Source organism: Rhizobium sp. WSM1328 (genome assembly GCF_057653715.1).
Map to the genome: position 1 here is coordinate 461,322 of NZ_JBYGKO010000002.1, position 24,761 is coordinate 486,082.

Sequence of the window (24,761 nt, forward strand, 5' to 3'; positions counted from 1 at the left end):
TCATGTCTCTGCAGGCAATATCCGAAACGTCAGCACCTGAAACCATTGAAGCGGAACTGCCCGAAGGCACGGTGCTGCATCTCTGGCTGAAGGCGCGCCATGCCGGCGGCGAGGCGAAGCTCTTCGTCGCCGTTGATGGCAACGACATCGGCGAGCCCTCGACCCACCGCGCAGGGGAATTTGAGTTCTTCGCTGTGACGCTCGCGAAAGGCGGTCGTGCCACGCTGTCTTACGATGCGACAACCACAGCGCTCTCCGTCGCTTACGCCTTCCGGCCGGAAAGCGTGATGAAGGCGGGCATCCGCGTCCTGCACAGCGATGCCCGCACCTCCGCCCCCGACGTACCCGACAGCTACCATTTCCGCCCGCCCTTCGGCTGGATGAACGATCCGAACGGTTTTGGACGGTTCGGCGGAAACGCTCACCTCTTCTACCAGCACTATCCTCATGAGCCGCGCTGGAACACTATGCACTGGGGCCATGCCGTCTCGAAGGATTTCGTCCGCTGGACGCATTTGCCCATGTTCCTCTTCCCGGCGGCGCATCTAGCGGAAAAGGACGATGGCCGCGGCGGCGCCTTCTCCGGCTCGGCGATCCCCGGCACCGGCCCGGAAGGCGAGGAGATCCGCGTCTTCTACACCGAGCATGTGCGTGACCGTCTACCGGAAGAGCAAATCCAGCTTTCCGCCGTCAGCCGCGACGGCATCGTCGCCGACCCGTCGGAAATCGTGATGCCGCTGCGCCCGGAAGGCTTGAACCTCACCACCGATTTCCGCGACCCCTATGTCTTCAAAGGCCCGGACGGGCGCTGGAAGATGCTGCTCGGCAGCCGCGACAGGCAGGGCGGCGTCGTGCTGCTCTATGAAACCGCAGACGCGCAAGGCGCCGATGGCTGGACCTTCCTCGGCATCCTCCATCGCGAGGACGGTTTCGGCATGACGGCGGCGGAATGCCCCTGCATGGTGCCGCTTTCCGGCAAAAACGCAGAAACCCGCTGGGCGCTGATCTTCGGTCTGCTCACCAGCCGCGACCCGGCCACCGGCCGCCGCAACCTCACCTCCGTCACCGTCGGTGGTTTCGATGGCCGCACCTTCGTCGCGGAATTCGTGCAGGAGTTGGATTTCGGTTCGGATGCCTATGCTTTCCAGGCCTTCGTTGATGGCGACGAGCCGGTCGGCATCGCCTGGCTCGCCAACTGGACGGATTTTTCCAAGAAGGACGATTTCCCGACGGCCATGACCCTGCCGCGCCGCATGTTTCTCGACGGCGACACCGTGCTGACCCCGCCGGTCGCAGCCGTCGAAGGCCTACGCCATCGGTTGCTGGACGACACCGCGCTTGCCGCCGGCAAGACCGTGCCGCTCGGCACCGGCGCCGTCGAGATCGTGCTTGATCTCACCGCGCCGGGCGCCGCCTTCGATCTCACCTTCGATCATCCGGATGTCGATCTCGGCGTGAAACTCGACGCCGATGGTCTGGCGATTGTCTTCGACGCCCGCACCGGTATGAGGCCGCCGCGTTACGTCGCCGCCGGCGCGAAACCGTCGAGCCTGCGCATCTTCCTCGATGCCGGCTCCATCGAGGTCTTCGCTGACAACGGTCGCTGGACGGGGTCCAAACGCATTCCGAGCTTTGCCGCCGCACGTTCGGCGACGCTCGCCGGCGCCGTCGCCGGGGCCGGCGTCTGGCAATTGAAACTGTGAGGGAGGACAGACAATGGCATCGGTGGCAATCGACCGGGTTCAGAAGCAATACGGCGCGGCCTCCGTTATCCACGGGGTTTCCGCGGATATCGAGGACGGTGAGTTCGTCACGCTCGTCGGGCCGTCCGGCTGCGGCAAGTCCACGCTTCTGCGCATGCTGGCGGGGCTAGAGGATATCAGCGGCGGTGAAATCCGCATCGACGGCCGCGTGATGAACGACGTCGCGCCGAAGGAGCGCGATATCGCCATGGTGTTCCAGTCCTACGCGCTCTATCCGCACATGACGGTGCGCGAAAATATGGGCTTTGCCCTGAAGCTGCAGGGGCGCGATAAGGCGACAATCAACAGGCTGGTGAGCGAGGCCGCCGGCATTCTCGCACTTGAACCCCTGCTGGAGCGCCTGCCGAAACAGCTTTCCGGCGGCCAGCGCCAGCGCGTCGCCATGGGCCGCGCCATCGTACGCCATCCGAAAGTGTTCCTCTTCGACGAGCCGCTGTCCAACCTCGACGCCAAGCTGCGGGTGACCATGCGCAGCGAGATCAAGGAGCTGCATCAGCGCCTTGGCACCACCATCGTTTACGTCACCCACGACCAGATCGAGGCGATGACCATGGCCGACAAGATCGTCGTCATGCGCGCCGGCCGCATCGAGCAGATCGGCAAGCCGCTCGATCTCTACGACCGCCCGGATAACACCTTCGTCGCCGCCTTCATCGGCTCGCCGTCGATGAACCTCTTCGAGGGCGGCATCAGCGACGGCGGCTTCCGTATCGGAGGCGGTGTTTGCCTGCCGCTTCCGCCGCGATTGAGCCAAAGCGCGGCGCGCACCTACGGTATCCGCCCGGAAGACCTCGACATTGCGAAGACGGGCATTCCGGCCACCGTGTTGACTGTCGAGCCAACCGGTGCGGAGACCCATCTTTCGGTGCGTGTCGGCACGCAGACGGCAACCATCGTGCTGCACCGGCGGGTGGATTTAAAACCTGACCATCAAATCCACCTCGCGCCCAAATCCGAGAAAGTCCACCTCTTCTCCGCCGAAGGCAGTCGCATAGACTGATCCCCCGGCCCCTCCTGCTGAGCCGCGTCCGTCATTTGACGGCCAAAAAGCTATGACCGTCGATAAACACCTGGTATCCTCGGACGGCTTCCGCGTTATCCAGACAGAGCACAGGTCGAAACGACGCTCGATGAAAAGGAGAGGTTCAATGGCGGTTCGCCTTTGCTTTTGATCCCGAGCGAAAAGCCATCGTCCTTTGCGGCGGAGCGAAGAGCGGCATGAGCCAGAAACTCTTCTACAAAAGACTGATTGATCTGGCGGACAAACGATACGACGAGCACTTAAGCGAGTTGGAGAAGAAACATGGATGACCTCGACAAGCTGATACAGACGCTTCCCGAAGCCGAACAGCACGCTGTTGCAAAGCGTGCTGAGGAACTTGTCACGGCGCACAATTTGCGAGAACTGCGGGCGCTCGCCGGACGGACGCAAGAACAGGTGTCTGCCGGGACCGGATTTAAGCAGACGAACGTCTCGAGGCTAGAAAAACGTGCGGATATGAAGCTTTCCACACTTCGCGACTACGTTGAGTCACTCGGTGGCACATTGAGGATCGTTGCGGATGTCGCGGGCAAGAAAGTCGATCTGTCCAGCATTGCTGAACGATCTCGGCACGGTTCAAAACTCTGATGGCAACCGTCGATTCACGTAGCCAACATTGATGCTTGTTGGTTATGGAAATCAGCACTACAGCATCCGGGCGGCCCGCCTGCTTCGCCGCGTCGCGTTGTTAAAATAACTAGATGCCTGCTGAACCGAGCGATGGCGTAACTGTTCCATTGCCTCCGGGAGGGGGATACCGCGGTTGGCTGCCTCGGTGAGAAAACCAGGCCGCAGCCAATTCATCGGCGGGAAAAGGCTGCCAAAAGTACTCCATCCGTCATTTTTGGGTGGCCAGCGCCTCGATCATCACGACCAGTCTTCGAAGGTCATCGCTTTGAAGTGCCTTGAGCGCCACGGCTAATCTTTCATGGAACAGCTCATCCGTCGTTCTGACGTTCTCCTCAGCGTTGTTACCAAGCAACTCGTCGATGCTCACGTTCAATACCGAAGCGATGCGAACGAGGGTTGCCAAGTCCGGTTCACGACGGCCGGTAATGTAGTTTCCGTAGCGGCGGTCGCTAAGGCCAGCGCGACGAGCTACCTCCGCGTTCGAAATGCCAAGTTGTTCAGCGCGTCGTTTGAGATTTGAAGAGAATGGCTCCATGACCACATTTTGTTCATGACAAACCACACGGGTCTATGTACGATACGTGGTGCCTATTAAGAACAATATGTGCGGTGATTGATGGAACTACGCCAGCTCTCCTACTTCGTCGCGGTGGCCGAGGAACTGCACTTCGGCCGGGCGGCCGCCAAGGTGCGCATCGCCCAGCCGGCGCTCTCCAACCACGTGCAGGCGCTGGAGCGGGAACTCGGCTGCGCGCTGTTCATCCGCTCGACCAGACGGGTGGAACTGACCAGGGCAGGGGAGATCTTCCACGAGCGCTGCGTCGGGATCCTGAGCGAGGTCGATCTGAGTGCCGAGATCACCAGGGCGGTGGCCGGCAAGACGATCCGGCAGATCAGGATCGGCACCGTCTATCCGGCGACCACCGGCGTGCTGCCGGCGTTTCTTGGAAAGATCGCCCGCAAGTACCCGGATATCCGTATTCATATTTCAAGCGGCAACACTGGCGACATCATCCGCGGTCTGGAGAACGGCCAGATCAATCTCGGCTTCATCCGGCCGGTGGAAAACATCGGCTCGCTGCGCTTCTCCTCGATCGCCCATGAGCGTTATCTGCTGGCGGTGGCCAGGAGCAACCCACTGGCGGAACAGGCGGAGATTGGTATCGACGATCTGCGCGGGGAGAAGATCATCGCCTTCAATCGCAAGAACCTCTCCTACACCGAGCGGTACTTCAATGAGAAGTTCGAGGAATATGATCTGACCCGCAACATCGCCTATAGCTGCGACGACACCTATTCGCTGGTGTCGCTGGTTTCTGCCGGCCTTGGCATCGGCTTTGCGCCGGAATGGACCGAGGGCCTGCCGAACCGGGCCTTCGAACTGAAGGCAGTCAGAGGCATCGACTTCCGGATCGGCCTCGGTGTCGCCTGGAATAAAGAGGATCCAACCGCCTCGCGCGATGACATCGTCGATATCGCCCGCTCATTGGCGCGGCCGGGCAGGTGAGGCGAGGGAGCCCACGGGCGCCGTGGCGGTCCCCATGGCCCCCATTTGCGCCCTGAAATCAATCTCGCATCGATAAGAGCTACTTATCGATGGTTATAACTTTTCAGAAAATCCCGAGCGATGACGGAAGCTAGCATCCATATCGCTTCTGGTTAATGACGTGTTTACCATGATTTCAACGTCTTACGATCTCGCGAAAATCAGTATGACAGCCCTGATGCGGGGTAAGTGGGGCAGATTCGATGGCGCTGCCGGTTTGGCAGGCAGAAGCGTCGAGCGCTGATGACCGTTGGTGGCTTCAGCGTTTAAGCCCGGGCAAGGATGGTGGCCGGGAGAGACGGGATGGGGTGATCTTCACTGCCGATCCCAAGCCGGTCACCGAGATAATGGTAGAAGGAAAGGCCGAGCTTTTGGCAGGTCTTCATCAGGCCGAGCATGACATCGCGCGCAACACGGCCATCCTGGCTCATTGTGCCACCGGAGATCTTCCGCTTCGTGACAAACGTCCGTAAGGCATTTTCGGAGGAATTGGTGTGGAACGGGATGCCGGGATACTCGAGCACCTTTAGCAGCTCGTTCTTCCTGCGATGCAGTCGCTCGAGAAGCGTGTCGAGTGCTTCATAACCCGTACGGAGTGTGAAGATCCTATCGAACCGTCGTCGGAATGCGGGAGCGGACTGGGGGGAAGGGCACTGCTGGTAGGCTTTCAGCGCTTTATAGAAACGCCAGACGAGATCTCGGACCATCGTGACCAGCCGCTCCTCCTTTGCAGTGGTCGGCATCAGCTTTTGCAGAAGGCGCTCAGTATGGACCCAACACAGTGCATGATTGCCGACACGGAACTGTCCGGCATCGTCGGACACGATCACCGTATTTGCCATCAGGCCGTGATGGCGGATGGAGCCCCAAAGCCCTGCTTCGGCAAGGGTGCCGATCTCCTGGCGGTTGAGAATATCGACACCTTTGTCAGCCAGATGCGCCATGAACGGTACCTGGTTGCAGAAGTGTTGCGGCTCAAACGTCCGAAGCCCATGGACTACGGGCGGATTGCCGCGACGTTCTTTCAGATAATCGAATGCGGCGTCACCCAGCACATAATCCTGATAGCCGCCGCGCAGCAGGGACAGAAAGTTCAGGCGTGACTTCGATTTCGTGGTGCGAAAGACGGTAAAATCCGCACCGCCGATCTGTGTGGTGTAATAGTTTTTATGGGAATGCCGCGCGCCGGTGTCGTCAACCGTCACATAAGGCGACGCCATTCATTCGACGATAGGTCGCCGGCTCGTATCTCATCATCAAGACATTAGGGCGATCTGCCTATCTTGCAGCGATGAACGACGACGTGAAGAAGGTTTTTGGATGTGGTTATTTCTGAAGGTTTCGTCGATGTCACCGTTTCGGGACGATGGACGATCAAAGCAGCCAAGCACTGCTCGGCCAGACCCCGGTTCGTCATCGTGTTCGGAGCCTCGGGCTCTCTCGGAGGATGACGGCGTGTTCATGGTTTCCGGCAAAGTCATCGGCCGCTGTTCGTCCAGACTGGGCCTGACGCTCTGGCGCGTCAGGAGGACATGATGCGGCAACTTTCGGCGCAGCGCCGGCAGGCGTCCACACACGCCTGCATATCTCCGATCCGCTCGCAATCATCCGCGCATTCGGTACAGATTTCGGCGCATTCAGCGCAAGTATGCCTGTGGTGTGGCGAAGCCAATAGCATGAAATGCGCTGAGGTCCGGCACATTTCGGCACAAGCCATCATGAGGGTGAAGTGTTGTTTCTCGACATGCGCGCCACCCATTTCAAGGCAATGGTTCATCGCGGTCGACAGGCAGACTGAATAGCAGCGCAGGCATTCTTCGACGCAGGCCTGCATTTGGGGGCTTATATGGGTCACGGTTATGCTCTCCTATGGCCGGCGATTGGCGGAATGATCCTGCTGCTGCTCTGTCTTGATTGCGTTGCCGTCCTGGCCGCGCTCATTCGAATGCTGTTTCTTGTCGCGGTTCGAAAGAACCTCGTTGTCTCCGACCGTGTCTCCATCGATCTCGGTCATTGCGCCGGCTCCGGCTCCTTTTCCCTGTGTTCCCTTACCGAAATGCTTCTTGTCGCTGTGGGCCATCTCAAAGTCCTCCGCTTTCGTCGGCGAGCCAAAATTTGATGATTTTCAAGAAACCCGAGGCGACGAAATTTGTTCCGGAACCTGCGCCCCCTTCATGAGTTCGTACGCGCGAGGGGCCATTAAGGCGAGGAGGCCTCGATGAGCGCAACAGGATTAGGAAATTCGGCCGGCCCCTTAACACCAAGGAAGCGGTCCAGGTCGTGTGTTTCGTGTTGGCAGAGCATGTCGACAATGGTCAGGCGGCGAAGGTCTGGCGAGCACTCCCCAAGAGATACGACACGCCGCGACAGCCAAACTCCATTTCCTGACGCAACTGAAGCGCGCCTAACCAGAGTGAAGGAGAGATTCGAATGGCCAATCAGCACCCAAAGACTCAAACGCCGTCAGACAAGGATTTGCGACAAAACCCTGGGATCGGCACTTCCAGGGGCACGATCAAGGGTGGAGACATCCTTGACGCGGACGAAAGCCTTGACGGGGACAACACGTTCAAGGGTGACGTCGAGAATGATGTCACCGCGCAAGGTGGCGTCGATCCCAATCGCACTGGACGCACCAACAAATAACAGGAGGCCGATATGGCTGGCCCGAAAACCCACGAGCAACAGCGGCGCATTATCGAGAAGCGCGAAAACACCAGCAATGCCGGCGACGACTTCAACGCCGAGGAAGAGCTGAAGCGTTCGAAACAGCAGCGGGATGCCCATCGGGGTGGCGCAAACCTTCACGAAGAAGGTGTCGAACTGACGGACAAGGACGACCGCCAGATTATCCGCGGCGAAAACCAGGAAAGCGCGCATCACAAGCCGCGCGCGGACGGCTGACGATGTTGGATTTCGCGTTCGCCAGACATCGCATGGTTGAAACGCACATCGCTCGCAGAGGGGTGCGCGACGAGCGGGTTCTTGCGGCTTTGCGTCGGGTCGCTCGTGAGTCCTTTGTGGACGAAGGGTTCGAAGAATTCGCCTATGAAGACAGTCCGCTGCCTATCGGCAGTGGCCAGACCATTTCCCAGCCGTTTATCGTCGCGAGAATGGCGGAAGCAGCCGAGATCGAACCATCGGATCGTGTCCTGGAGATCGGTACGGGCTCCGGCTACGCGGCAGCGATTCTGGCCGAGCTGGCCTCCGAGGTCTTCACCATGGAGCGTCATGGAGAACTGGCAAGTGAAGCCGAGCGGCGTCTCCACCAGTCCGGCTATAGCAATGTGACGGTGAAGGCCGGCGACGGCACCTTGGGCTGGCCCGAGAAGGCTCCATTCGATGCAATCGTGGTGGCGGCCGGCGGACCCTCCGTCCCGGTATCTTTACAGGAACAGTTGGAAATTGGTGGAAGGCTGGTCATCCCGGTTGGAGAACATCCGGAAGAACAGCGGTTGCTCCGCATCACACGCATGTCTGCCACGAAGTTCGAGGAAGAGGATCTCGGCGGTGTGATGTTCGTGCCGCTTGTCGGCGCGGAAGGCTGGATCGAGCAAGACGACGAACTTTCGCCTCACCCGGTCCGTAAATCTCTTCCGGAGCTAATCGGCGAGGCAGCCGAAGAGCTTCCCGCGATCGACGATTCGGGTTTCGGAGCTCTGTTCGATCGCTTCGGCGACCGGCGGGTTATTCTCCTCGGTGAGGCAAGTCATGGAACGTCGGAGTTCTACCGCGCCCGCGCCGCAATCACCAAGCACTTGATCGAGAAGCATGGCTTCACGATCGTCGCAGTCGAGGCGGACTGGCCGGATGCAGCGTATCTCAACCGCTATGTGCGGGGCCGACCCCGACCGTCCGAGATATTGGCGCCGTTCCAACGCTTTCCCCAGTGGATGTGGCGTAACACCGAGGTCGCGGCCTTCATCGACTGGCTGCGACAGCACAATGCTGGCATCGAGGATGCGAGCCGGCAGGTCGGCTTCTATGGTCTTGATCTCTACAACATGAGCGGATCGATCGCCGCAGTTCTCGCCTATCTGGACGAAACCGATCCAGGTGCGGCTGCCATTGCCCGAGAACGTTATGGCTGCCTGACGCCCTGGCAGAATGAACCCTCGACCTACGGACGTGCGGCGCTTCGCTCCGGTTACGAGACCTGCGAGGACGCAGTGATCAAGCAATGCCGCGAACTTCTCGAACGTTCCCTTTCGCAGGAAGACGGCGATCTGCTAGATGCGCAGCAAAATGCGAGGCTGATTGCATCGGCCGAGAAATATTACCGCATCATGTATTATGGTGGCGCCGCGACCTGGAACCTGCGCGACCGGCATATGTTCGAGACGCTGGACCAACTTCTCGGCGCAGGCGGACCGGAGTCCAGGGCGGTGGTGTGGGCGCACAATTCCCATATCGGAGATGCACGCCACACCGAAATGGGGTCTGGACGCGACGAACTGAACATCGGACAGCTCTGCCGGGAGCGCTACGGGGATCAGGTGGCGCTGATCGGGTTTGGCACCCACGCGGGAAGGGTCGCCTGTGCCTCCGACTGGGACAGCGACATGGAGATTAAGGACATCAGCCCCTCCTTGCCGGGCAGTATCGAACGCCTGTGTCATGATAGCGGCAAGCACTCTTTTCTGCTGGATTTTGGGCGCAGCGACACGCTTCACAATGCGCTTCGCGCGCGCCGACAGCAGCGGTTCATCGGCGTGATCTACCGTCCAGAGACCGAGCGCCTCAGCCATTATATGGAGGCAGCGGTTTCATCACAGTTCGACGCGTTCGTTTGGTTCGATCAGACTTCTCCGGTCACGCCTTTGGCAGGCCCCACGAAAGGATCCGGCAAGATGCCAGACACCTTTCCGTTTGGGATGTAACTCTCAAGAGCTACAAAAGCGCCCGTTGTCCGTCTGACGGCGTAATAGCAGCGCTTTGGTTTTGGAAGGTTCGAGCAATGAAGTCGCAAGATCCGACACCCCGCTTGTGAAAATCGCCCCGTGCGGCACAAATCCGCGTGCCATGAGTTCTTTGAAAAAGGAGATTTTATCATGACAAACCGAAAACTCGCGAATGGACCGAACGACAGCCCAAAAAGCTCTTCTATTGGCAAGACGGCGGAAGGTTTTCCCGACGATAGCGGTCAGCCAGTCGAAGTCGGAGAAAAGACCGTCGAAGCGACCCGGAGGAAGCTCTCCGAAAACCCGCGGGAGAAACTTTTGAAAGAAGTAAAGCAACAGGAGGATGCCTCTCGCTTGGGATCGGAATGAATGTCGACGCGCCGTGCTGAAGATGAGGTCGTTCCTGGCGACAGTGCGAGAGCAATTTCCACACTGACAAACTTACAATACCGCCATGGCCAGGGGCGCATACCGTCAACAATAATCGCAACCGCCTTCCGCTTACTTTTGAAAAGCATCTCCGAGTGTTTCTTGAAAATGCGGGGGTCACCGGAGCATGGAGCGGCAGAGGCCTTCGCGGCGGGATTGGCAAGCTTTGTCGGTGGAAGAAGCGCCTGAGGCCCCTCAAACGATGATATCGATGATCAAAAAAACAGGAGATGTTCCGCCGCCGCATGGCAGCGAGCACATTGCGCGGGCGAGGGGTAGGTGATGGTCAAGGCATCCGCTACGCGCCCGACCCGCTTGCCACCGGCGTTTATCGAACCTCATGCGGAAGGCAAGGACCTCTCGGCGCTTCATGGGCAAGCCGAGACCTGCGAACGCTGTGATTTGTTCAAGAATGCCACGCAGACCGTATTCGGTGAAGGATCAACGGACGCCAGGGTCATCCTCGTTGGGGAGCAACCCGGCGACAAAGAGGATATTGCGGGCCGGCCGTTCGTAGGCCAGGCGGGCCGATTGCTCGACGAATGTCTGCACGACGCGGGCATCGATCGATCGCTCTGTTACGTCACCAATGCGGTCAAGCATTTCAAATTCGAGCAACGCGGCAAGCGGCGCATCCATTCGAAACCAAACGCCGGCGAAATTCAGCGTTGCGCCTGGTGGCTGGGCGGCGAACTCGATTTTTTGCGCCCAAGTCTGGTCGTCGCGTTGGGGGCAACCGCCCTCTATACGTTAATGGGACGCTCCGTTGGATTGACGAAGGAACGTTCTCACATCTTGCAGGCAGCGAACGCCACGCCGCTACTCGTCACCATCCATCCGTCTTATCTGCTTCGTATCCGAGACCATGATGATCGTGCCAACGAACAGCGACGGTTTGTCGATGATCTACGATTAATCCATGATTATCTGTCAGACGATAAGTAAGCCAATGACGTACGTCGCGTCGTCAGTGAGTGATGACACGCTGCTTAGCGCTGCTCACGCCGTTGTTGGATCGTCCGGCATGATTGCTGTCGGACTGTCCCTGGCCTCACGCTCGATCTCTGCCTTCGTTGTCGATATGTGATTGTCTGGCGACCCGCCTTTTTCTTTCATGGCTCGCTGCAATTCTTTCGCCGCCTCCTTGGCCAGATCGTTGTGGTGACGATCGGCGGCGGGGCTGTCGATCGAGCGGGCATCATCTGTGTCGGCCGGGATCGCTTCCGACGGCGTTTCGCGTTTCGTCATTGTCAACCTTCTTCCTCGGTCATCCCAACCGACCCCAGGCGGGATTCCATTCAACGCCTTCGACAAGCTCGACGAAGACGGTTTCGCTGCTATCGCCCTTATGAGAATCTGCCAGTTTAAAGGCCGCATCCGGCTCCATTTCCTCGCCGGGAAAGATCGTATCGTCCGCAGCTGTGTCCGCGACCTTACGCACATATCCGCGAATCTGATCGCCGGAGTGATAGAATTTGATCACCAGCGACCCAACAGGCGCGACATCGGAAGAGTACCGTCGATAGTCAGGACGTTCCGCTGTTGCGCCGGCATCGCCGGCTCTATACCAATGCGCGAGGTCCTGACCCTCCGGACGACCTTCGTCTTCCCAGATTTGGTATGCCCGCAATCTCCGTGCGTCGTCGTCAGTCACGGTTCTTGCCTGCTGCTCGACGACCTTCAGGACGACTTTGCCGCGGATGTGCTTTTTCCCAAGGGCGGACTGGGCTTCCGCTGCCTGACGAAGCTCGAAGGTGCTGGCAACGACGACCTTCACCTTGCCCTCATCGATCAACGCCGCGATCTCCTGCAGCTGGGCGCCACTCGGCTGAGCGGTGTATCGTCCCGCCCGAATCTTCAGTTTTTTGGCGCGTGCCTTGTCCGGCTCCTGGAGTGTGGAGATCAGCGCTCCTCCCGGCTTCACGACGTCGAAGCTACGCTCCTGTGTCTCGCCGCCGATCAGGTCGAACACCAGGTCTACGGGCTCGACGATCTCTTCAAATTTCTCAGCTTTGTAATCGATCACCTGGTCGGCGCCGAGATCAGTCACGAAGTCCCTGTCAGACGAGGACACGGTCGTTGCCACCCATGCGCCCTTCGCCTTGGCGAACTGAATAGCGAAATGGCCGACACCGCCCGCACCACCATGAATAAGGACACGCTGGCCAGATTGAAGCCCACCATGATCGAACAGGCCTTGCCACGCGGTGATGCCGGCTAGCGGCACTGCTGCCGCACCAACCGCATCCAGAGACTGTGGCTTTACAGCCACCTCATCGACCCGCGCCAGCACGTACTCCTCGTAGCCGCCATGTTCTGGTGACAGAAACGCAAAGACCTCGTCGCCGACCAGGAAGCTGGCAACTTCGGAACCGGTGGCAGCAATTTCGCCGCTGACATCGCGGCCGAGCACATAGGGAAGATCCTTTTCGGTGACGACCGCATACTTGCCCTCGCGCATCTTCGCGTCGACTGGATTAACGCTTGCGGCAAAGACTTTAATGAGAACTTCATTGGCGGCCGGGCTCGGACGATCGACTTCCTCGACTGCCATGACTTCCGGGCCGCCGAAGCGATGGATACGGACAGCTTGCATATCGGTCTCCTTTGGGAGCTTGAGAGTAAATTTCCAAAACACACCGCCGAGGCAATGCGGTCATACATCGTTCCGCGCGGATCGCTTTGCGGTGACCGGATTATTGACTGTCATGCCGCCCGGATGATCAGCGTTTCGGCTCCTTGCCAAAATCCTTGCGCAGCTCGTCCTTTGCCCTGTCGAGCGTTGCCAATCTCGATTTCGACAGCTGCTTGCCAGCGCGATTGATGTAGAAACTCAGCATCGACATAGCGGACTGGAAAGGACTGGCCTTGCGGCGATCGCAATGTTCGGCCGAGGCTTTCAGCGAGTCGGCGATCTTCTTGGCGCTGCGCTGCTTGAAGACGCCGCCTTTCAGGTCCATCGCGTCGCTGTTTTCAGTGACATCCTGCGACCATTTCTGTTTGGATTTCTTCTTCGGCATGAACGTTTCTCCATAGAAGAACGGCGCCACTGTCATGACGCCGTGTCCATCAATGATGCGCATGGTGCTCGTTGCGCTTGCGCGTGGCTGCGGCTTTCTTGGCGGATGCCGAGCGCTCTTCCTTGGTGCGCGACGCGGCAGCTGCGCCGCCCTTGCGTCCGCCCTTTTCGGAAGAGGCGTGGCTTTCGGCATGGCCTCGGCCTGAGCCTGACTTCTTGCCACCACCGCTTTCCTTGTTGACGGTGGCCCAGGCGCGGCGTTCGGCTTCCTTATCGGAGACGCCGCGATCCTCGTAGCCCTCCTCGATATGCTCGGCCTTGCGCTTCTGCTTGTCGGTATATGCGGATTTGTCGCCCTGCGGCATGGTACATCTCCTCTTGTTTTGATGAAGCAAAGAAAACGACGCGTTTCTCGCCGAAGTTCCTCACAGGAAGCGCAAAGCGGTGTTTTCCGTCCGAATTCCTCGGTTTCGTGCGATTTCGTACAAGCGCCGCCCGCGAGGAACAAGTCCTGAAGACGGTCGTTTGCAGGCCAAAGTTTCCCCGCCGCGCACGACGCCGGGTAGCCGCATCATCGCATCCTCACAGCATAAGGAGATACCCAATGGCGATCGAAACCGGAAAAGGCCTTGCCGTCGTCACAGGTGCATCGACGGGTATCGGCTATGAACTGGCAAAATGTGCCGCCCAGGACGGCTACGATCTAATCATTGCAGCCGATGAAGCACGCATCCATCAGGCCGCAGCCAGCTTGAAGGAGTTTGGCACCTCGGTGGATGCGATCGAAGCCGATCTGTCTACGGAGGAAGGTGTCGACCGCCTTCTTGAAAAAATCGAGGCATCTGGCCGCTCCGTCGATCTGTTGATGGCCAATGCCGGCAGGGGACTTGGTAAGGGCTTCCTCGATCAGGACTTCGCCGAGGCCCGCAAGGTCGTAGACACGAACATCGTCGGCACCATCTACCTCGTGCAACAGGTCGGCAATCTGATGCGCAGCCGCGGACAAGGCCGCATCCTGCTGACCGGTTCGATTGCCGGTTTCATGCCCGGATCTTATCAGGCCGTCTACAATGGCACCAAGGCCTTCATCAACAGCTTCTCCTTCGCTTTGCGCGAAGAGCTGAAAGACAGCGGCATTACGGTGAGCTGCCTGATGCCGGGTCCGACGGAGACTGAGTTCTTCCAACGCGCTGACCTGACGGACACTTCCGTCGGTCAGGCGAAGAAGGATGACCCGGCCGACGTTGCCAAGGTGGGTTACGACGCGATGATGGATGGCGAAGGTGATGTCGTCAGCGGCTGGAAGAACAAGCTGCAAGCCGCCGTCGCCAATGTCACGCCCGCGAGCATGCTGGCCCACCAGCACGCCAAGATGGCCGAGCCGGGTTCAGGCAAAAACTAAATCAGGAGCCTTAACATGGCCCAATCATTCACTCTCAAACTCAGCCGCCGCTCCGTACTTGCGTCCGCGACTGCAACGCTTGCCGCTTCGACATTTCCTTTTGTTGCGCAGGCGGCCTCAACCTTATCGAAAGCAGCCACTATGGAAAATCCCACGACAAAATACCCGAAGCCTCCGTTTGAAAAGCAGTCCCAGCCTTTCCCTGGCCTGGCCGGAAAAATGAAACCGAAGCCCGACCACGGGGAGACGTCTTACAAAGGATCTGGCCGTCTGACGGGAATGAGGGCACTGATCACCGGTGGCGATTCCGGCATGGGGCGTGCCGCCGCGATCGCATACGCGCGCGAGGGTGCTGACGTTGCTATCAACTATCTCCCCGACGAAGAGCCGGACGCAAAAGAAGTCATCGCCTTGATCGAAAAGGAAGGCCGCAAGGGTATCGCCCTGCCAGGCGACCTCCGGGACGAGGCCTTTTGCGAGAGGCTTGTCGAGGATGCAGCCAAAGCACTCGGTGGCCTCGACATTCTGGTCAACAACGCTGGCCGTCAACAGCAGGCCGCCTCGCTATCAGACATCACCACCGAAGCTTTTGACGCCACGATGAAAACCAACATCTACGCGATGTTCTGGTTGACCAAGGCAGCACTCAAGCATTTGAAGCCCGGCTCCGCAATCATTCAGACCACCTCTGAACAAGCTTACGATCCGTCGGAAAACCTGGTCGATTATGCGATCACGAAAGCGGCTGGAATGAACTTCACCAAGTCGATGGCCAAGCAACTTGGGCCCAAGGGAATCCGGGTCAATGGCGTGGCGCCGGGGCCCATCTGGACGCCGCTGCAGGTCAGTGGCGGGGCAACGATGGAGAAGCTTCAGAAGTTCGGCGGCGATACGCCGCTTGGGCGGCCTGGCCAGCCGGCGGAGCTCGCCTCTATCTACGTTCAGCTGGCCGACCCGCAAGCAAGCTATGCTACGGGCCAGGTTTATGGTGCTGCCGGTGGTAGCGGTCAGCCATGACGTCGATGAACTCTTCTGGACGGCTCACTGATAGTGCATGTGCGACTAGTCTCCCCGCCATTATTCATCCTCACTTCGTTGCGGGTGTCAAGCCGCCACGAAGCGCGACTTTGAGAGGTGAGCTTCGACGGTTCGCGCCAAATCGTTCGGAACCGCAGGTTTCGGTATCCAAATGCCTTTGAGAAAGATGCGGTGGCTGTCGTGGGTGACTTTCCTTCGCGCGCTGTGGACAACGAACGGAACACCCCGTTCGACAAGGGTGTCTGCAACCTCCATGCACTCACCGTCCCGCAGGAAAATATAGATGATGGCGATGCCAGGGGTGTTCTCAGCCAGCCATTTCAATGCGTCGGCGCGTGACGCAATACTCGTCACGGACCACGCCTTCATGTCGGTCAGCGTCATCTCGACATCCAATGCGATGAGAGCTTCGTCTTCCAGGATAAGGATATTCGGAGTGTGCATCGAAGCCACCCTTGTCTCGTTTTCGAATGTCCTGATTATAAACGCGTAACAAGTTTCGTCCGGCAATGTGCGAAACCACACAGCTTCTCCAAAGATCGGCCCGGAGGCCCCTACGGCTCCGGCTTCTTCAGATTGCTTTGAAGTTCGTCCAGGAGACCCGCAAGTTCCTCATATGCCCTTTTGGTGGCGAGGCCTGCGCTCTGTTGCTGGTGCGCAATGCTATCCTGAACCGCACCATGAAGGATATCGCGTATGTCCCACAGGCGTTGCTCAAATTCCTTGCTGCATTGAAGCTCGTTGTTCATCGCTGTTCCTTTCCAGGTCGAGGCATTGGAGAATGAACTGTACCGTCAGCGACGGCTGGTCCCATATTGGAAAATGACCGCACGCGTCGAACCATCGCAATATGGAACCGGGAAACGCCGTCTGTGCTCGGATGGCTTGGCCGGGGAAACAAAGTTTATCCTGGCGACCCCAACCGATTGCCACGGACCGAACATGGCTTGCGGCCGGCCCGACCTGCGCTGTGATCGAGGTAAGATCGCGCACGATCGCTTCGAAATCTGACGCCGCAGCGCAGCTCTTGATCTCCTGCTCGACGAATGGCTGACTGAGTGCAGAGGGTTTGTGGGAGAGCTGGCGGATCGAAACCGATCGAATGCCAGGCTTGGCGAGGATTTTTCTTTGATTGCCAAGCGCACGAACCAGTTTGATCGTGCCCATCAGGCTGGCAAAGACATAATGCCGCTCCCAGCCGTGCCAGAAACCGCCTGGATCAAGCGCAATGGCAGAGCGCACGCGTCCGCGCCGCGCCAATTCCAAAACGATCCGGCCGCCGAGAGAACTGCCGACGACGTCAACGGAGGTGATCCCTCGCGTTTCCAGAAACGCCTCTACCCCTGCAACCATGGCGTCGAAGGTGGCGGCGTCTGGCGTGAGCGGTGAGCCTCCGTGGCCCGGAAGGTTCAGCACGATAAGCCGCCGGTGCTTCTGCAGTTCCGGGACGACCAAGTCCCAAGACCGGGCACTGCCGCCAAGGCCATGAAGCAGGACGAGCGGTTCACCGTGCCCATTTTCCTCGAATGTCAGCATGGCGTGTTTCCTTGGAACATTGAGGAGGAACTAAAGCTTGTCCCCAAAGTTCCCAGAGGAAATGAAGCGGGCAGGGAAGAACATGGAAGCACGCGTAGAACCGGTGACGACGGCAAGGGCTAGCCTCCTCGACACATTTAGGATCATCAGGACGGTGATGGCGCCGACGATCGCCAAAGGCGTGATCAAGCGCCGCTCGTCGATGGAGGCTTTGGCGCAGCGGCGCAACCTCGACACGAAGGCTGTCCGGTTGATGCAACGTTTGCGGAAGACATACGGTCGTGGGCCTCTGCTTGTGCCACTGCCATTCCGGCCGCAGCTTTTGCTTCTCGATCCCCACCATGTCGCAGAGGCCTTGGAGGGAACACCCATGCCTTTCACGCCCGCGTCGAAAGAGAAAAGATCGGCGCTCGCGCATTTCGAACCGGGCAATGTGCTGATCTCGAACGCATCAAGACGGGCTGAACTCCGTCCTCTCCACGAACACGCCTTGGCGACCAACGAGCGGGTGCATCCCTTCGTCGAGCATTTTGACCGTATTGTCCGAGAGGAGCTCCAGGCGCTCTTGCCGCTCGCTGACACCGGTGTTCGATATGTCAGCTGGGATGAGTTTTCCCAACCATGGTTCCGCATTGTCCGAAGAATTGTGCTCGGCGACAGCGCGCGCGAAGATGAGCAACTCACCAACGATCTCGACGATCTACGCCGGCGAGCCAACTGGGCATTCGCAGCCTTTGCCAACAATGGCAAACTTAAGCGCTATCAAAAGCGCGTGGCCGAATACCTGCGACAGCCTGAGCCGGACAGTTTGATATCGAGGCTTCCGAACCGGGCGGAGGTTGAGCCTGAAAGCCAGGTGGCACAGTGGCTTTTCGCGTTCGATGCCGCCGGCATCGCCACATTCAGAGCTCTTGCTCTGCTTGGGTGCCAGCCGGACGAGCAGGCCAGGGCCGTGGAGGAAGCCGACGCTGCGGCTGCTGATCGTCCCTTTGCCCGCGCGGTTCTCATCGACGCCGTGCGGCTGTGGCCAACAACCCCCGCCATTTTACGAGAGCTGACCGAGGATCACATCATCGGCGGCCAGACGATCAGGAAAGGCACCGGCATCATCATATTTGCTCCGTTCTTCCACCGCGACGACGAGCGTCTCGACATCGCCAATCGAATGTCCCCGACGACATGGTTTGATACGGAATCGAAGCCCTCCGAGGGTCTGGTTCCCTTCAGCGGTGGGGCCGCGATTTGCCCAGCGCATAACCTCGTTCCCACGGTCGCCAGCCTGGCGATGGGTGCGATACTGTCGAAGGCGACGATCAGTGTCGTCGAACCATCACTTGATCCCGAACAGCTTCCTGGCAGCCTTGATCACTTTGAAATCAAGATTCGCCTTTCAAATCGGCAGGGTGCTGCCGCATGAAGCCACCGGCAGGTATTGCCATGTTCGATTCAGCCGCCACGATGGCGCGCTCATTGGCAAGTTTTTTGCACGGCAGACCATTCAGGTCCCTCGGTGAGCCATGGATCATGCGGCGGCTCGCACCGGTGCTCAACCATTTGCCGAAGCCGGCGAGACGAGGCTTCTTCGCCTTGAGCAGCCTGACCTATGCGGTCTCTCCGAAGAAGGTGAACAGCGTCAGCAGCGATGAAGTGGCCGAATGGTTTGTCGGCCTGTATCCGCAACGGCGTTATCCGGTAATTGCTATTGGTTCGTCGAATGGCGCGTTGATGCATCTCTGCGCTGCACTGGGCGCGCCCTGGCTTCCCCAGACGTTCCTGACGCCGGTACGGCATACGGGCGTCGATCCTGACGATCCTCAAAAAGGCTTTGAGGTCGGCATGCCTGTCGTCGAGAAGCTCCTCGCGCGTAACAAGAATGTCGCGATCCACTACATGCACGATTCCAACCAGGACCGCTTGGTGCTGCGCCATATGGGCCTGTTTCGCCAGAAATTCATACGACTGCCGCCTGCATACCGCCGTTTTATCGATACGTGCCTGGAGCCTGGGGGCACCCTGCTGATCGTCGATTGCCAGCTGCAATGGCCGGTGCGGCGGATCAGCAACGACGCTGTGTTCCAGTTCGGTGGGGTCGGCGGTGCAAGCCTTGATGAATATTACAACGGCAGCAATCGCGTCGAAGCCTATCTAAAGAGCTTTGGAGACAAGCGGTCGAAGTGGGATCCACCAGACGCGGACGATCAGACCGTAGAGGCAGAGTGGGGGTTCGAGCCGGGGCTGATGCCCGATCTTCTTTCGATCGGCCTGGCTGCGGGTGCTAATATTCGCACGCTGTCCTTTGAACAACCGGAACAACTGAGCGTCTTCGTCGCCGATTTCTACAGGGAATGGTATGGCAGGATCGGAATCCCGCCGAAGCGATTGCTCGCAGAGTCCTTCATGCTGCTCGACCCGTGGCTGGCCCTCAAAACGGGCTCAGTGCCGTTCTGGCTTGTGTTCAATGCCAAACCGTCGGTCGATGCGCTGCATGACTATCTTAACGACGGGGCGGCCTTCGACGACATCTTCATAACAGTGTTTCCGAACGGCGTCGAAGCCGTCGGACAGGCAACGATTTCGGATTGGCAGGGTGTGCTCGACCGCGCCCGCAATCGCGGTGATCTGCTTGGCGTCGACCGAGACCGGTTTCCGGCAGACCTCGCTACAATGGTCCGCTACAGCAAGGCGATCGAAGCTCTTCCCAAACGAGCAGCGATGCCCGGGGCGCTGCCATTCCGGAAGGTCGAGGACTTTGCCAGCAACCACTCGCATGCTGGTGTATCATTGACTGGATCTGACGCAGCTTAAACTAACCATTCAAGCGATTTGCGCAATCGCGCTGGCGCGTCCACTTCAAAGTACTGTCCATGACTGAAGATTACCCGCTTCGGCTCCAGCGCTACTAGCTGCCGGGCTGCTGCCTTGGCCAGCTCGCCTTTCAAGCGTACGACAGCCCTCAAATATATCGGTGCGCGGTCGCGCGCGCCCATCAGCTTTGAAAACAGTCGCATCATCGCAGACTGATGATGATCATCAAGGTTCTGGATCAGATCTGTCACGACGAGGCTCCGGCTTTTCCGGTGGAAAAAGCAGACTTCACAAAAACCGCCGATCCCTGGTACCTCGATCTGATCGATATCAGGCGCGAAGTGCGCTTGGGATTGAGGGCCAAGGTCGCCATGCCACGCAATGCGCGCCTTCTTCACTTGGCGACGCTGCCTCAAGCCGGGGGCTGCCCAGGCGAGCGCGTCCGGGACGCGTCCCTTCCAGTCCTTGACGAAACTCCAGTGCGCGCTGTTCGGCGCGACGATATGTCGAATGGGCCCGAGACTTTCGATTTCTTGGCGCAGGACGGGATCGTAGCGCGTCGGCGAATGGAGGACGATACCACCGTCTGCCAACTGCATGACCGTCATGCGAACGGGCAAAGGGATGGCTCCGGCAGCATGGAGCGGCCCGCTGTCGACGATCCAGATGCTGTCACCCACTGGCTTCACAATGTCGAGTGGCGCGTAGGTCATGCTGTATCCGGAGTGAGGAGAGGTTCAGGGATCTGCTTTGATTGCACGCGCAGGACTCCGGTCGCTAACGCCATCGGCCACGACGGCTGTTTCGGCCATACGTGTTTGCCAATGCGATGAGACCGATGGCTATGGCTGCGGTGGCAGCCACCGCACCCAGCGCCAGTCGCTGTTTCCCAGATCGCAGTCCGCCGTCGATGCCGCCGGGTCGCGACGAAGGAGCGTAGAGATTGCCGTCAGTGACGGGAGTTGCATCGGCTTGCTTGAAGTAGGTCGTCATGAACCAGTTCATGAACCGCGCGCTCAAGCTCGGAGCAAAGAAATGCCCGAAGCGTATGAGGTCTGCCGTGGCACCCACTGTCGTTGTCGCCTTTGGATGCCGGGCTACCCTGAGGACAGCATCGGCGACCTTGCGCGCGTCGTAGACTGGCGGCGGGGCCGAGAGTTCGCGGCCGGTATAGTTGGCACCATGGCTGATCCCCGGCGTATCGATAAATGCAGGGTAGATATCGCAGATATGGATGTTCGGATGGTCAGAAAGCTCGCCCCTCAGCGCTTCCGAAAATCCCTTCAGCCCAAATTTGCTGGCGCTGTAGGCGGTGGCGTAAGGTGCTGCGGCAAATCCGCCGAGCGAGATCATGTTGATGAATATGCCGCGATCCTGCTTGAGGAAAATCGGCAGGACGGCGTAAGCATCGTTCATATGACCAATGAGATTGGCGCGGATCACGTGCTCGTGTGCCTCGATCGGCGTATCCTGGAATTTGCCGACAGCACCGACGCCGACGTTGCTGACCCAGACGTCGATTGCGCCGAAGTTCGACGCCGCTTCTGCAAGTGCCTTGACTTGGTCGGCATCGGTAACATCGGTGGGTACGACCAGGACATCGGCTCCCAGCTCGCGGCACGTCTTTGCAACAGCCTGAAGTGCCGCCGCATTCCGGGCGGCAATCACGAGCTTGGTGCCCTGACGTGCGAAGGCCTCAGCGGTCGCTTGCCCGATCCCGCTTGACGCTCCGGTGATCACCACCACCTTCGCCTTGTTCTCCATTTTGTTCTCCGGTTTCGTGGTCAAAGAATTCGATGTTCAGGCCATGATCGCATATCCAAACGCCATGATGAGGCGGACAAACTGCCGACCTCGAAGAGAACCACGGGCCTGTCCTGAGGCGCCCTCGGCGATCAACTTGACAACCGCGATTAGATAACTCCCTTGGCACGATCGTGCCGACAGAAAGACCTTGTTGCGATTGGTTCACTTCTCGCCCGCGTTGATCATCTCGCGGAGCGGAGCTCGTTCGACATTGGCCTCGATCGCCTCGTGACCGGGGGTGCCGGGAAGCGCCTTTCGGAAGTTGCGTGCATAGTCTTTTGGCATCTTGGGCGGGATCATCGGAACGTACTGGTCGACATGCGCCTGGATGATGACCGGACCTTCGCACGAAAAGGCTTCATCCAGGACCGACTCGATCTCCTCAAACTGACGGATCGTAAAGCCGCGTCCGCCCATTGCTTCCGCGGCCTTTGCGAAATCAATAGGCGCCAGTTCGCAGGCGAACTGTGGATTGCCGAGAAACATCATCTGCTCCCAGGCGATCTGATTGAGCATGCCGTTGCAGATCACCAGCAGCTTGAGTGGCAGATTGTGGCGTACAGCTGTAGAGAATTCACCCATCTGCATTCCGAGACCGCCATCTCCGACCACAGCATAAATCGGGCGCTGCGGGTCTGCGATGCCAGCTGCGATCGCGTAGGGGAGGCCAGAGGCCATGGAGGCAAGCGCGCCTGAGACGGCAAACTGGTTGCCGATATCGAGATCGACGTGTCGTGCGGCAAGCTCGGTATTCTGTCCGGAATCAGCGACAAGAACGCCATCCTGAGCGATCCGTCGGCCGAACGCACGGACCACTGCTGCTGGTTTCAACGGAGCACTCTCATTGTTCTCCAGCATGGCCATCTTACTGCGCCAGCCCGCCATTGCCGATTGTGTCTGTTCGAGAAACGAGCGATCCGTCTTCCGGGTCAGACGACTGTTGAGAAGCCGAAGCGTTTCCCTGGCGTCGCCCACCAAACCGGCCTCTACCGGAAAACGAAGGCCGATGCGTTGTGGGTCGCTGTCGATTTGGACGCCGCGAGCGGAAGCGGGCTTTGGATAATATTCGATGTAAGGGAAGGTCGACCCGACGATCAGGACGGCGTCGCATTGCTCCATGATTGCCTGTGAAGGGGCCGTTCCGAGGATCCCAATCCCTCCGGTAGTGTAGGGGTCGTTATCTGCAAGCACCGCCTTGCCCAGCAGCGCCTTTGCGACAGGCGCGGCCAGCAGCTCAGCTGTCTCCGTGAGTTCTTCGTGAGCCCCAAGAGCGCCGCGACCGGCGAGAATGGCGACCTTGCCAGCTCCGTTCAGGATCTGTGCCGCACGATCCAGTTCATCGTCGTTCGGAAGCTGGCGACCCGCAAAATAACGGTTCGGCACGTGCCTGGGCTGATTGCGTTTTGATCGCGATTGCTCTTCCATCTCCTGGGTGTCGCTGGCGATGGAGAGATGGGCTACGCCGCGTTTGGCCAAGGCGGAGCGGCAAGCAAGGCTGGCGAGGTTTTCCATGTGGCCAGCATCGCTGACATGTGCATTGTAGATGGCGACGTTGTCGAAGACGCGGGTCAGATCGACGTCCTGCTGCGTGAACGTCTCGATCAGGTCATGATATTGCATGCCTGTGATAGCGAGAACGGGCATCTGGTCGAGCTTCGCGTCGTAAAGCCCCGTCAGAAGATGGGTCCCGCCGGGACCAGACGTCGCCAGGCACACGCCCAATTTGCCGGTAAATTTGGCGTAGGCACAGGCCATGAAGGCCGCGGACTCCTCATGACGTACCTGCACGAAGCGAATCTGATCCTGTCGCTTGCGCAGCGCTTCCATGATCCCGTTGATCCCATCGCCAGGAAGGCCGAACACGACCTTAACCTCCCAGGCGATCAGCGTTTCAACGAGGATATCAGCGGCATTGGGCATGGCACAGCTCCATAATGATCTTCCTGCGCGAACTACGCGTCCTTCCAAAAGTTCCGGGTCGGGTCGGGTTGCTGGCCGTAGGGCTCGTGGCGCCCATTTTCTAAAAGCCGGGGAACTTCGCTTCTCCGCAGAAGTTCGCGACGCGTGGTCGAATTCCACTTAAGGAGACAGGTATGGAACAGGAAGGAAGAGAAGATCTTATTCGGGATCGCGCTCAACAGATCTGGGAACGTGAAGGCAAAAAAGAAGGTGATCACGAACGCCATTGGAGCCAGGCCGAGCAGGAGATCAGCGCCGAACAAGATGGAAAAACCAACTCGGACGCAAGCGGCGACCAACTGGGGGCTGATCAAGAAGGAACTGCCGGAGGCATCGCAAGCGATTTGCAACCTGGCGGGACGTCACCAGGAGGAGGGCCTACAGCCGGCGCCGATCGCATGGGCGCGACGAACAAAGGCGGCAAAGGCATATCCGGGCCTGACTAAGTTTCGCGCCTAGTAAATTAGGTGGCCCTGCTCCCGTACCAGGACGGCAAGAGGATCGCGATCGCCGAATAATGTCTCTGTTAGGTGTATAACTTTCGGCATTAGATGCGCGGAAGAGCGTTCTGGAATGCCGTCTCTCACGTCAAAAAGTCCGAAGTTGATCTGCGTCAGTCAACGGACGTCCGAGCTGCTGTCCATTAATATCCAAGTTTTGGGATCGATCTGCGATTTTGCAAACGTCACGACGACAGAGGCAGTGCCGCAGTCGCGACGTGACGTCTATTTCGGGGAACCCGCCAAGCCGCGGGGGTCTCGGATTTATCACCTCCAGTCTTCTTATCCTTGGAGTCTCGCATGCGCATCTTGTCCGTTGCTGGTTTCACGGCGCTGTTTGTTGTCTTTCTGGGTCTCATAATTGCAGGTCTTGGTGGATGGCTGA

General features: G+C 58.9%; 27 protein-coding genes and 3 pseudogenes. 15 read left to right on the plus strand and 15 right to left on the minus strand.

Translation table 11 applies throughout. The features are described from left to right. Positions 1–2 precede the first annotated feature (2 nt). The 4 genes and pseudogenes from AC2444_RS25690 (at position 3) to AC2444_RS25705 (ending at position 3,393) form a co-directional block, all read left to right on the plus strand. Positions 3–1,703: a glycoside hydrolase family 32 protein gene (locus AC2444_RS25690; RefSeq protein ID WP_128450174.1), complete on the plus strand. Its 1,701-nt coding sequence runs from the start codon at positions 3–5 to the stop codon at positions 1,701–1,703. 13 nt (positions 1,704–1,716) lie between these two features. After that, the gene (locus AC2444_RS25695) at positions 1,717–2,763 is read left to right on the plus strand and encodes an ABC transporter ATP-binding protein (RefSeq protein ID WP_128450175.1); all 1,047 of its coding nucleotides are present in this window, start codon (positions 1,717–1,719) and stop codon (positions 2,761–2,763) included. 140 nt (positions 2,764–2,903) lie between these two features. Then, positions 2,904–3,074 (plus strand): annotated as a pseudogene (locus AC2444_RS25700) (type II toxin-antitoxin system RelE/ParE family toxin); the annotation flags it as partial. Beyond that, positions 3,067–3,393: a helix-turn-helix domain-containing protein gene (locus tag AC2444_RS25705; RefSeq protein ID WP_128450176.1), complete on the plus strand. Its 327-nt coding sequence runs from the start codon at positions 3,067–3,069 to the stop codon at positions 3,391–3,393. The pseudogene AC2444_RS25700 and the gene AC2444_RS25705, both read left to right, overlap by 8 nt. A gap of 57 nt (positions 3,394–3,450) precedes the next feature. Here the strand turns inward: AC2444_RS25705 and AC2444_RS25710 are convergent. Further along, positions 3,451–3,600: pseudogene (locus AC2444_RS25710) on the minus strand (integrase); the annotation flags it as partial. 43 nt (positions 3,601–3,643) lie between these two features. Further along, positions 3,644–3,970: a helix-turn-helix domain-containing protein gene (locus tag AC2444_RS25715; protein ID WP_003562163.1), complete on the minus strand. Its 327-nt coding sequence runs from the start codon at positions 3,968–3,970 to the stop codon at positions 3,644–3,646. Between the two features lie 81 nt (positions 3,971–4,051). On the opposite strand from AC2444_RS25715, the gene AC2444_RS25720 reads away from it, so the two are divergent. Beyond that, positions 4,052–4,942, plus strand: coding sequence for a LysR family transcriptional regulator (locus tag AC2444_RS25720; RefSeq protein WP_003562162.1), 891 nt, complete (start codon positions 4,052–4,054; stop codon positions 4,940–4,942). 305 nt (positions 4,943–5,247) lie between these two features. On the opposite strand, the pseudogene AC2444_RS25725 reads toward AC2444_RS25720, so the two are convergent. From AC2444_RS25725 to AC2444_RS25735, 3 genes and pseudogenes are all read right to left on the minus strand, one after another. Further along, positions 5,248–6,201, minus strand: a pseudogene (locus tag AC2444_RS25725) (IS66 family transposase); the annotation flags it as partial. 302 nt (positions 6,202–6,503) lie between these two features. Beyond that, entirely contained in the window at positions 6,504–6,836 is a 333-nt protein-coding gene (locus tag AC2444_RS25730) for a four-helix bundle copper-binding protein (protein ID WP_080518619.1), read from the minus strand. A 12-nt stretch (positions 6,837–6,848) separates the two neighbouring features. Next, positions 6,849–6,995: a hypothetical protein gene (locus AC2444_RS25735; protein ID WP_487762907.1), complete on the minus strand. Its 147-nt coding sequence runs from the start codon at positions 6,993–6,995 to the stop codon at positions 6,849–6,851. Between the two features lie 416 nt (positions 6,996–7,411). Between AC2444_RS25735 and AC2444_RS25740 the strand changes: the two genes are divergently transcribed. From AC2444_RS25740 to AC2444_RS25760, 5 genes are all read left to right on the plus strand, one after another. Beyond that, positions 7,412–7,627, plus strand: coding sequence for a hypothetical protein (locus AC2444_RS25740; protein WP_003555073.1), 216 nt, complete (start codon positions 7,412–7,414; stop codon positions 7,625–7,627). A 12-nt stretch (positions 7,628–7,639) separates the two neighbouring features. Next, a complete protein-coding gene (locus AC2444_RS25745; protein WP_128450178.1) occupies positions 7,640–7,885 on the plus strand; it encodes a hypothetical protein in 246 nt (81 codons plus the stop codon). A gap of 2 nt (positions 7,886–7,887) precedes the next feature. Beyond that, complete coding sequence (locus AC2444_RS25750; protein ID WP_128450179.1) at positions 7,888–9,861, plus strand: protein-L-isoaspartate(D-aspartate) O-methyltransferase; 1,974 nt, start codon at positions 7,888–7,890, stop codon at positions 9,859–9,861. Between the two features lie 171 nt (positions 9,862–10,032). Further along, complete coding sequence (locus tag AC2444_RS25755) at positions 10,033–10,251, plus strand: hypothetical protein (protein ID WP_012760521.1); 219 nt, start codon at positions 10,033–10,035, stop codon at positions 10,249–10,251. Positions 10,252–10,593: 342 nt separating this feature from the next. Then, positions 10,594–11,256 carry a UdgX family uracil-DNA binding protein gene (locus tag AC2444_RS25760; RefSeq protein WP_128450180.1) on the plus strand — a complete coding sequence of 221 codons (663 nt, stop codon included), beginning with the start codon at positions 10,594–10,596 and terminating at the stop codon, positions 11,254–11,256. Positions 11,257–11,310: 54 nt separating this feature from the next. Here AC2444_RS25760 and AC2444_RS25765 read toward each other — a convergent pair whose 3' ends face one another. The 4 genes from AC2444_RS25765 to AC2444_RS25780 all read right to left on the minus strand — a co-directional run bounded on the left by AC2444_RS25765 (position 11,311) and on the right by AC2444_RS25780 (position 13,695). Then, positions 11,311–11,559, minus strand: a complete 249-nt coding sequence (locus tag AC2444_RS25765; protein WP_128450181.1) for a hypothetical protein — start codon at positions 11,557–11,559, stop codon at positions 11,311–11,313. A gap of 19 nt (positions 11,560–11,578) precedes the next feature. Then, positions 11,579–12,907 (minus strand): zinc-binding dehydrogenase, encoded by a 1,329-nt coding sequence (locus AC2444_RS25770; RefSeq protein WP_128450182.1) that lies wholly within the window; start codon positions 12,905–12,907, stop codon positions 11,579–11,581. A 127-nt stretch (positions 12,908–13,034) separates the two neighbouring features. Continuing rightward, on the minus strand, positions 13,035–13,331 hold the full coding sequence (locus AC2444_RS25775) for a DUF3175 domain-containing protein (RefSeq protein ID WP_128450183.1): 297 nt from the start codon (positions 13,329–13,331) through the stop codon (positions 13,035–13,037). A 49-nt stretch (positions 13,332–13,380) separates the two neighbouring features. Beyond that, entirely contained in the window at positions 13,381–13,695 is a 315-nt protein-coding gene (locus AC2444_RS25780) for a hypothetical protein (RefSeq protein ID WP_012760518.1), read from the minus strand. A 239-nt stretch (positions 13,696–13,934) separates the two neighbouring features. Here AC2444_RS25780 and AC2444_RS25785 point away from each other — a divergent pair, with 239 nt between their 5' ends. Both AC2444_RS25785 and AC2444_RS25790 read left to right on the plus strand, forming a co-directional pair. After that, on the plus strand, positions 13,935–14,732 hold the full coding sequence (locus tag AC2444_RS25785; protein ID WP_128450184.1) for an SDR family NAD(P)-dependent oxidoreductase: 798 nt from the start codon (positions 13,935–13,937) through the stop codon (positions 14,730–14,732). 141 nt (positions 14,733–14,873) lie between these two features. Further along, on the plus strand, positions 14,874–15,749 hold the full coding sequence (locus AC2444_RS25790) for an SDR family oxidoreductase (RefSeq protein WP_206615958.1): 876 nt from the start codon (positions 14,874–14,876) through the stop codon (positions 15,747–15,749). 87 nt (positions 15,750–15,836) lie between these two features. Here the strand turns inward: AC2444_RS25790 and AC2444_RS25795 are convergent, their stop codons facing one another. The 3 genes from AC2444_RS25795 to AC2444_RS25805 all read right to left on the minus strand — a co-directional run bounded on the left by AC2444_RS25795 (position 15,837) and on the right by AC2444_RS25805 (position 17,306). After that, entirely contained in the window at positions 15,837–16,214 is a 378-nt protein-coding gene (locus tag AC2444_RS25795; protein ID WP_128450237.1) for a response regulator, read from the minus strand. A 110-nt stretch (positions 16,215–16,324) separates the two neighbouring features. Next, positions 16,325–16,519 carry a hypothetical protein gene (locus AC2444_RS25800; RefSeq protein ID WP_128450186.1) on the minus strand — a complete coding sequence of 65 codons (195 nt, stop codon included), beginning with the start codon at positions 16,517–16,519 and terminating at the stop codon, positions 16,325–16,327. Next, positions 16,485–17,306: an alpha/beta fold hydrolase gene (locus tag AC2444_RS25805; RefSeq protein ID WP_128450187.1), complete on the minus strand. Its 822-nt coding sequence runs from the start codon at positions 17,304–17,306 to the stop codon at positions 16,485–16,487. The genes AC2444_RS25800 and AC2444_RS25805 overlap by 35 nt, the downstream gene beginning before the upstream one ends. Before the next feature lie 37 nt (positions 17,307–17,343). On the opposite strand from AC2444_RS25805, the gene AC2444_RS25810 reads away from it, so the two are divergent. Next, a complete protein-coding gene (locus AC2444_RS25810) occupies positions 17,344–18,723 on the plus strand; it encodes a cytochrome P450 (protein ID WP_128450188.1) in 1,380 nt (459 codons plus the stop codon). Then, positions 18,720–20,111, plus strand: a complete 1,392-nt coding sequence (locus tag AC2444_RS25815) for a hypothetical protein (protein ID WP_128450189.1) — start codon at positions 18,720–18,722, stop codon at positions 20,109–20,111. Before AC2444_RS25810 ends, AC2444_RS25815 begins: the two co-directional genes overlap by 4 nt. On the opposite strand, the gene AC2444_RS25820 is transcribed toward AC2444_RS25815, so the two are convergent. From AC2444_RS25820 to AC2444_RS25830, 3 genes are all read right to left on the minus strand, one after another. Next, complete coding sequence (locus AC2444_RS25820) at positions 20,108–20,824, minus strand: DUF4336 domain-containing protein (RefSeq protein ID WP_128450190.1); 717 nt, start codon at positions 20,822–20,824, stop codon at positions 20,108–20,110. The two genes, AC2444_RS25815 and AC2444_RS25820, sit on opposite strands and share 4 nt — an antisense overlap. Positions 20,825–20,888: 64 nt before the next feature. Further along, entirely contained in the window at positions 20,889–21,875 is a 987-nt protein-coding gene (locus AC2444_RS25825) for an SDR family oxidoreductase (protein ID WP_128450191.1), read from the minus strand. 204 nt (positions 21,876–22,079) lie between these two features. Further along, positions 22,080–23,837, minus strand: coding sequence for a thiamine pyrophosphate-dependent enzyme (locus AC2444_RS25830; RefSeq protein ID WP_128450192.1), 1,758 nt, complete (start codon positions 23,835–23,837; stop codon positions 22,080–22,082). A 173-nt stretch (positions 23,838–24,010) separates the two neighbouring features. Here AC2444_RS25830 and AC2444_RS25835 point away from each other — a divergent pair, with 173 nt between their 5' ends. Then, complete coding sequence (locus tag AC2444_RS25835) at positions 24,011–24,322, plus strand: DUF2934 domain-containing protein (protein ID WP_080635968.1); 312 nt, start codon at positions 24,011–24,013, stop codon at positions 24,320–24,322. Positions 24,323–24,761 lie beyond the last annotated feature (439 nt).

Excerpts from the sequence above, each read along its gene's own strand:
- AC2444_RS25690 (WP_128450174.1), top strand. The coding sequence starts at position 3 with ATGTCTCTGCAGGCAATATCCGAAACGTCAGCACCTGAAACCATTGAA.
- AC2444_RS25695 (WP_128450175.1), top strand. The coding sequence starts at position 1,717 with ATGGCATCGGTGGCAATCGACCGGGTTCAGAAGCAATACGGCGCGGCC.
- AC2444_RS25705 (WP_128450176.1), top strand. The coding sequence starts at position 3,067 with ATGGATGACCTCGACAAGCTGATACAGACGCTTCCCGAAGCCGAACAG.
- AC2444_RS25715 (WP_003562163.1), bottom strand. The coding sequence starts at position 3,970 with ATGGAGCCATTCTCTTCAAATCTCAAACGACGCGCTGAACAACTTGGC.
- AC2444_RS25720 (WP_003562162.1), top strand. The coding sequence starts at position 4,052 with ATGGAACTACGCCAGCTCTCCTACTTCGTCGCGGTGGCCGAGGAACTG.
- AC2444_RS25735 (WP_487762907.1), bottom strand. The coding sequence starts at position 6,995 with ATGACCGAGATCGATGGAGACACGGTCGGAGACAACGAGGTTCTTTCG.
- AC2444_RS25740 (WP_003555073.1), top strand. The coding sequence starts at position 7,412 with ATGGCCAATCAGCACCCAAAGACTCAAACGCCGTCAGACAAGGATTTG.
- AC2444_RS25745 (WP_128450178.1), top strand. The coding sequence starts at position 7,640 with ATGGCTGGCCCGAAAACCCACGAGCAACAGCGGCGCATTATCGAGAAG.
- AC2444_RS25750 (WP_128450179.1), top strand. The coding sequence starts at position 7,888 with ATGTTGGATTTCGCGTTCGCCAGACATCGCATGGTTGAAACGCACATC.
- AC2444_RS25755 (WP_012760521.1), top strand. The coding sequence starts at position 10,033 with ATGACAAACCGAAAACTCGCGAATGGACCGAACGACAGCCCAAAAAGC.
- AC2444_RS25760 (WP_128450180.1), top strand. The coding sequence starts at position 10,594 with ATGGTCAAGGCATCCGCTACGCGCCCGACCCGCTTGCCACCGGCGTTT.
- AC2444_RS25765 (WP_128450181.1), bottom strand. The coding sequence starts at position 11,559 with ATGACGAAACGCGAAACGCCGTCGGAAGCGATCCCGGCCGACACAGAT.
- AC2444_RS25770 (WP_128450182.1), bottom strand. The coding sequence starts at position 12,907 with ATGCAAGCTGTCCGTATCCATCGCTTCGGCGGCCCGGAAGTCATGGCA.
- AC2444_RS25775 (WP_128450183.1), bottom strand. The coding sequence starts at position 13,331 with ATGCCGAAGAAGAAATCCAAACAGAAATGGTCGCAGGATGTCACTGAA.
- AC2444_RS25780 (WP_012760518.1), bottom strand. The coding sequence starts at position 13,695 with ATGCCGCAGGGCGACAAATCCGCATATACCGACAAGCAGAAGCGCAAG.
- AC2444_RS25785 (WP_128450184.1), top strand. The coding sequence starts at position 13,935 with ATGGCGATCGAAACCGGAAAAGGCCTTGCCGTCGTCACAGGTGCATCG.
- AC2444_RS25790 (WP_206615958.1), top strand. The coding sequence starts at position 14,874 with ATGGAAAATCCCACGACAAAATACCCGAAGCCTCCGTTTGAAAAGCAG.
- AC2444_RS25795 (WP_128450237.1), bottom strand. The coding sequence starts at position 16,214 with ATGCACACTCCGAATATCCTTATCCTGGAAGACGAAGCTCTCATCGCA.
- AC2444_RS25800 (WP_128450186.1), bottom strand. The coding sequence starts at position 16,519 with ATGAACAACGAGCTTCAATGCAGCAAGGAATTTGAGCAACGCCTGTGG.
- AC2444_RS25805 (WP_128450187.1), bottom strand. The coding sequence starts at position 17,306 with ATGCTGACATTCGAGGAAAATGGGCACGGTGAACCGCTCGTCCTGCTT.
- AC2444_RS25815 (WP_128450189.1), top strand. The coding sequence starts at position 18,720 with ATGAAGCCACCGGCAGGTATTGCCATGTTCGATTCAGCCGCCACGATG.
- AC2444_RS25820 (WP_128450190.1), bottom strand. The coding sequence starts at position 20,824 with ATGACCTACGCGCCACTCGACATTGTGAAGCCAGTGGGTGACAGCATC.
- AC2444_RS25825 (WP_128450191.1), bottom strand. The coding sequence starts at position 21,875 with ATGGAGAACAAGGCGAAGGTGGTGGTGATCACCGGAGCGTCAAGCGGG.
- AC2444_RS25830 (WP_128450192.1), bottom strand. The coding sequence starts at position 23,837 with ATGCCCAATGCCGCTGATATCCTCGTTGAAACGCTGATCGCCTGGGAG.
- AC2444_RS25835 (WP_080635968.1), top strand. The coding sequence starts at position 24,011 with ATGGAACAGGAAGGAAGAGAAGATCTTATTCGGGATCGCGCTCAACAG.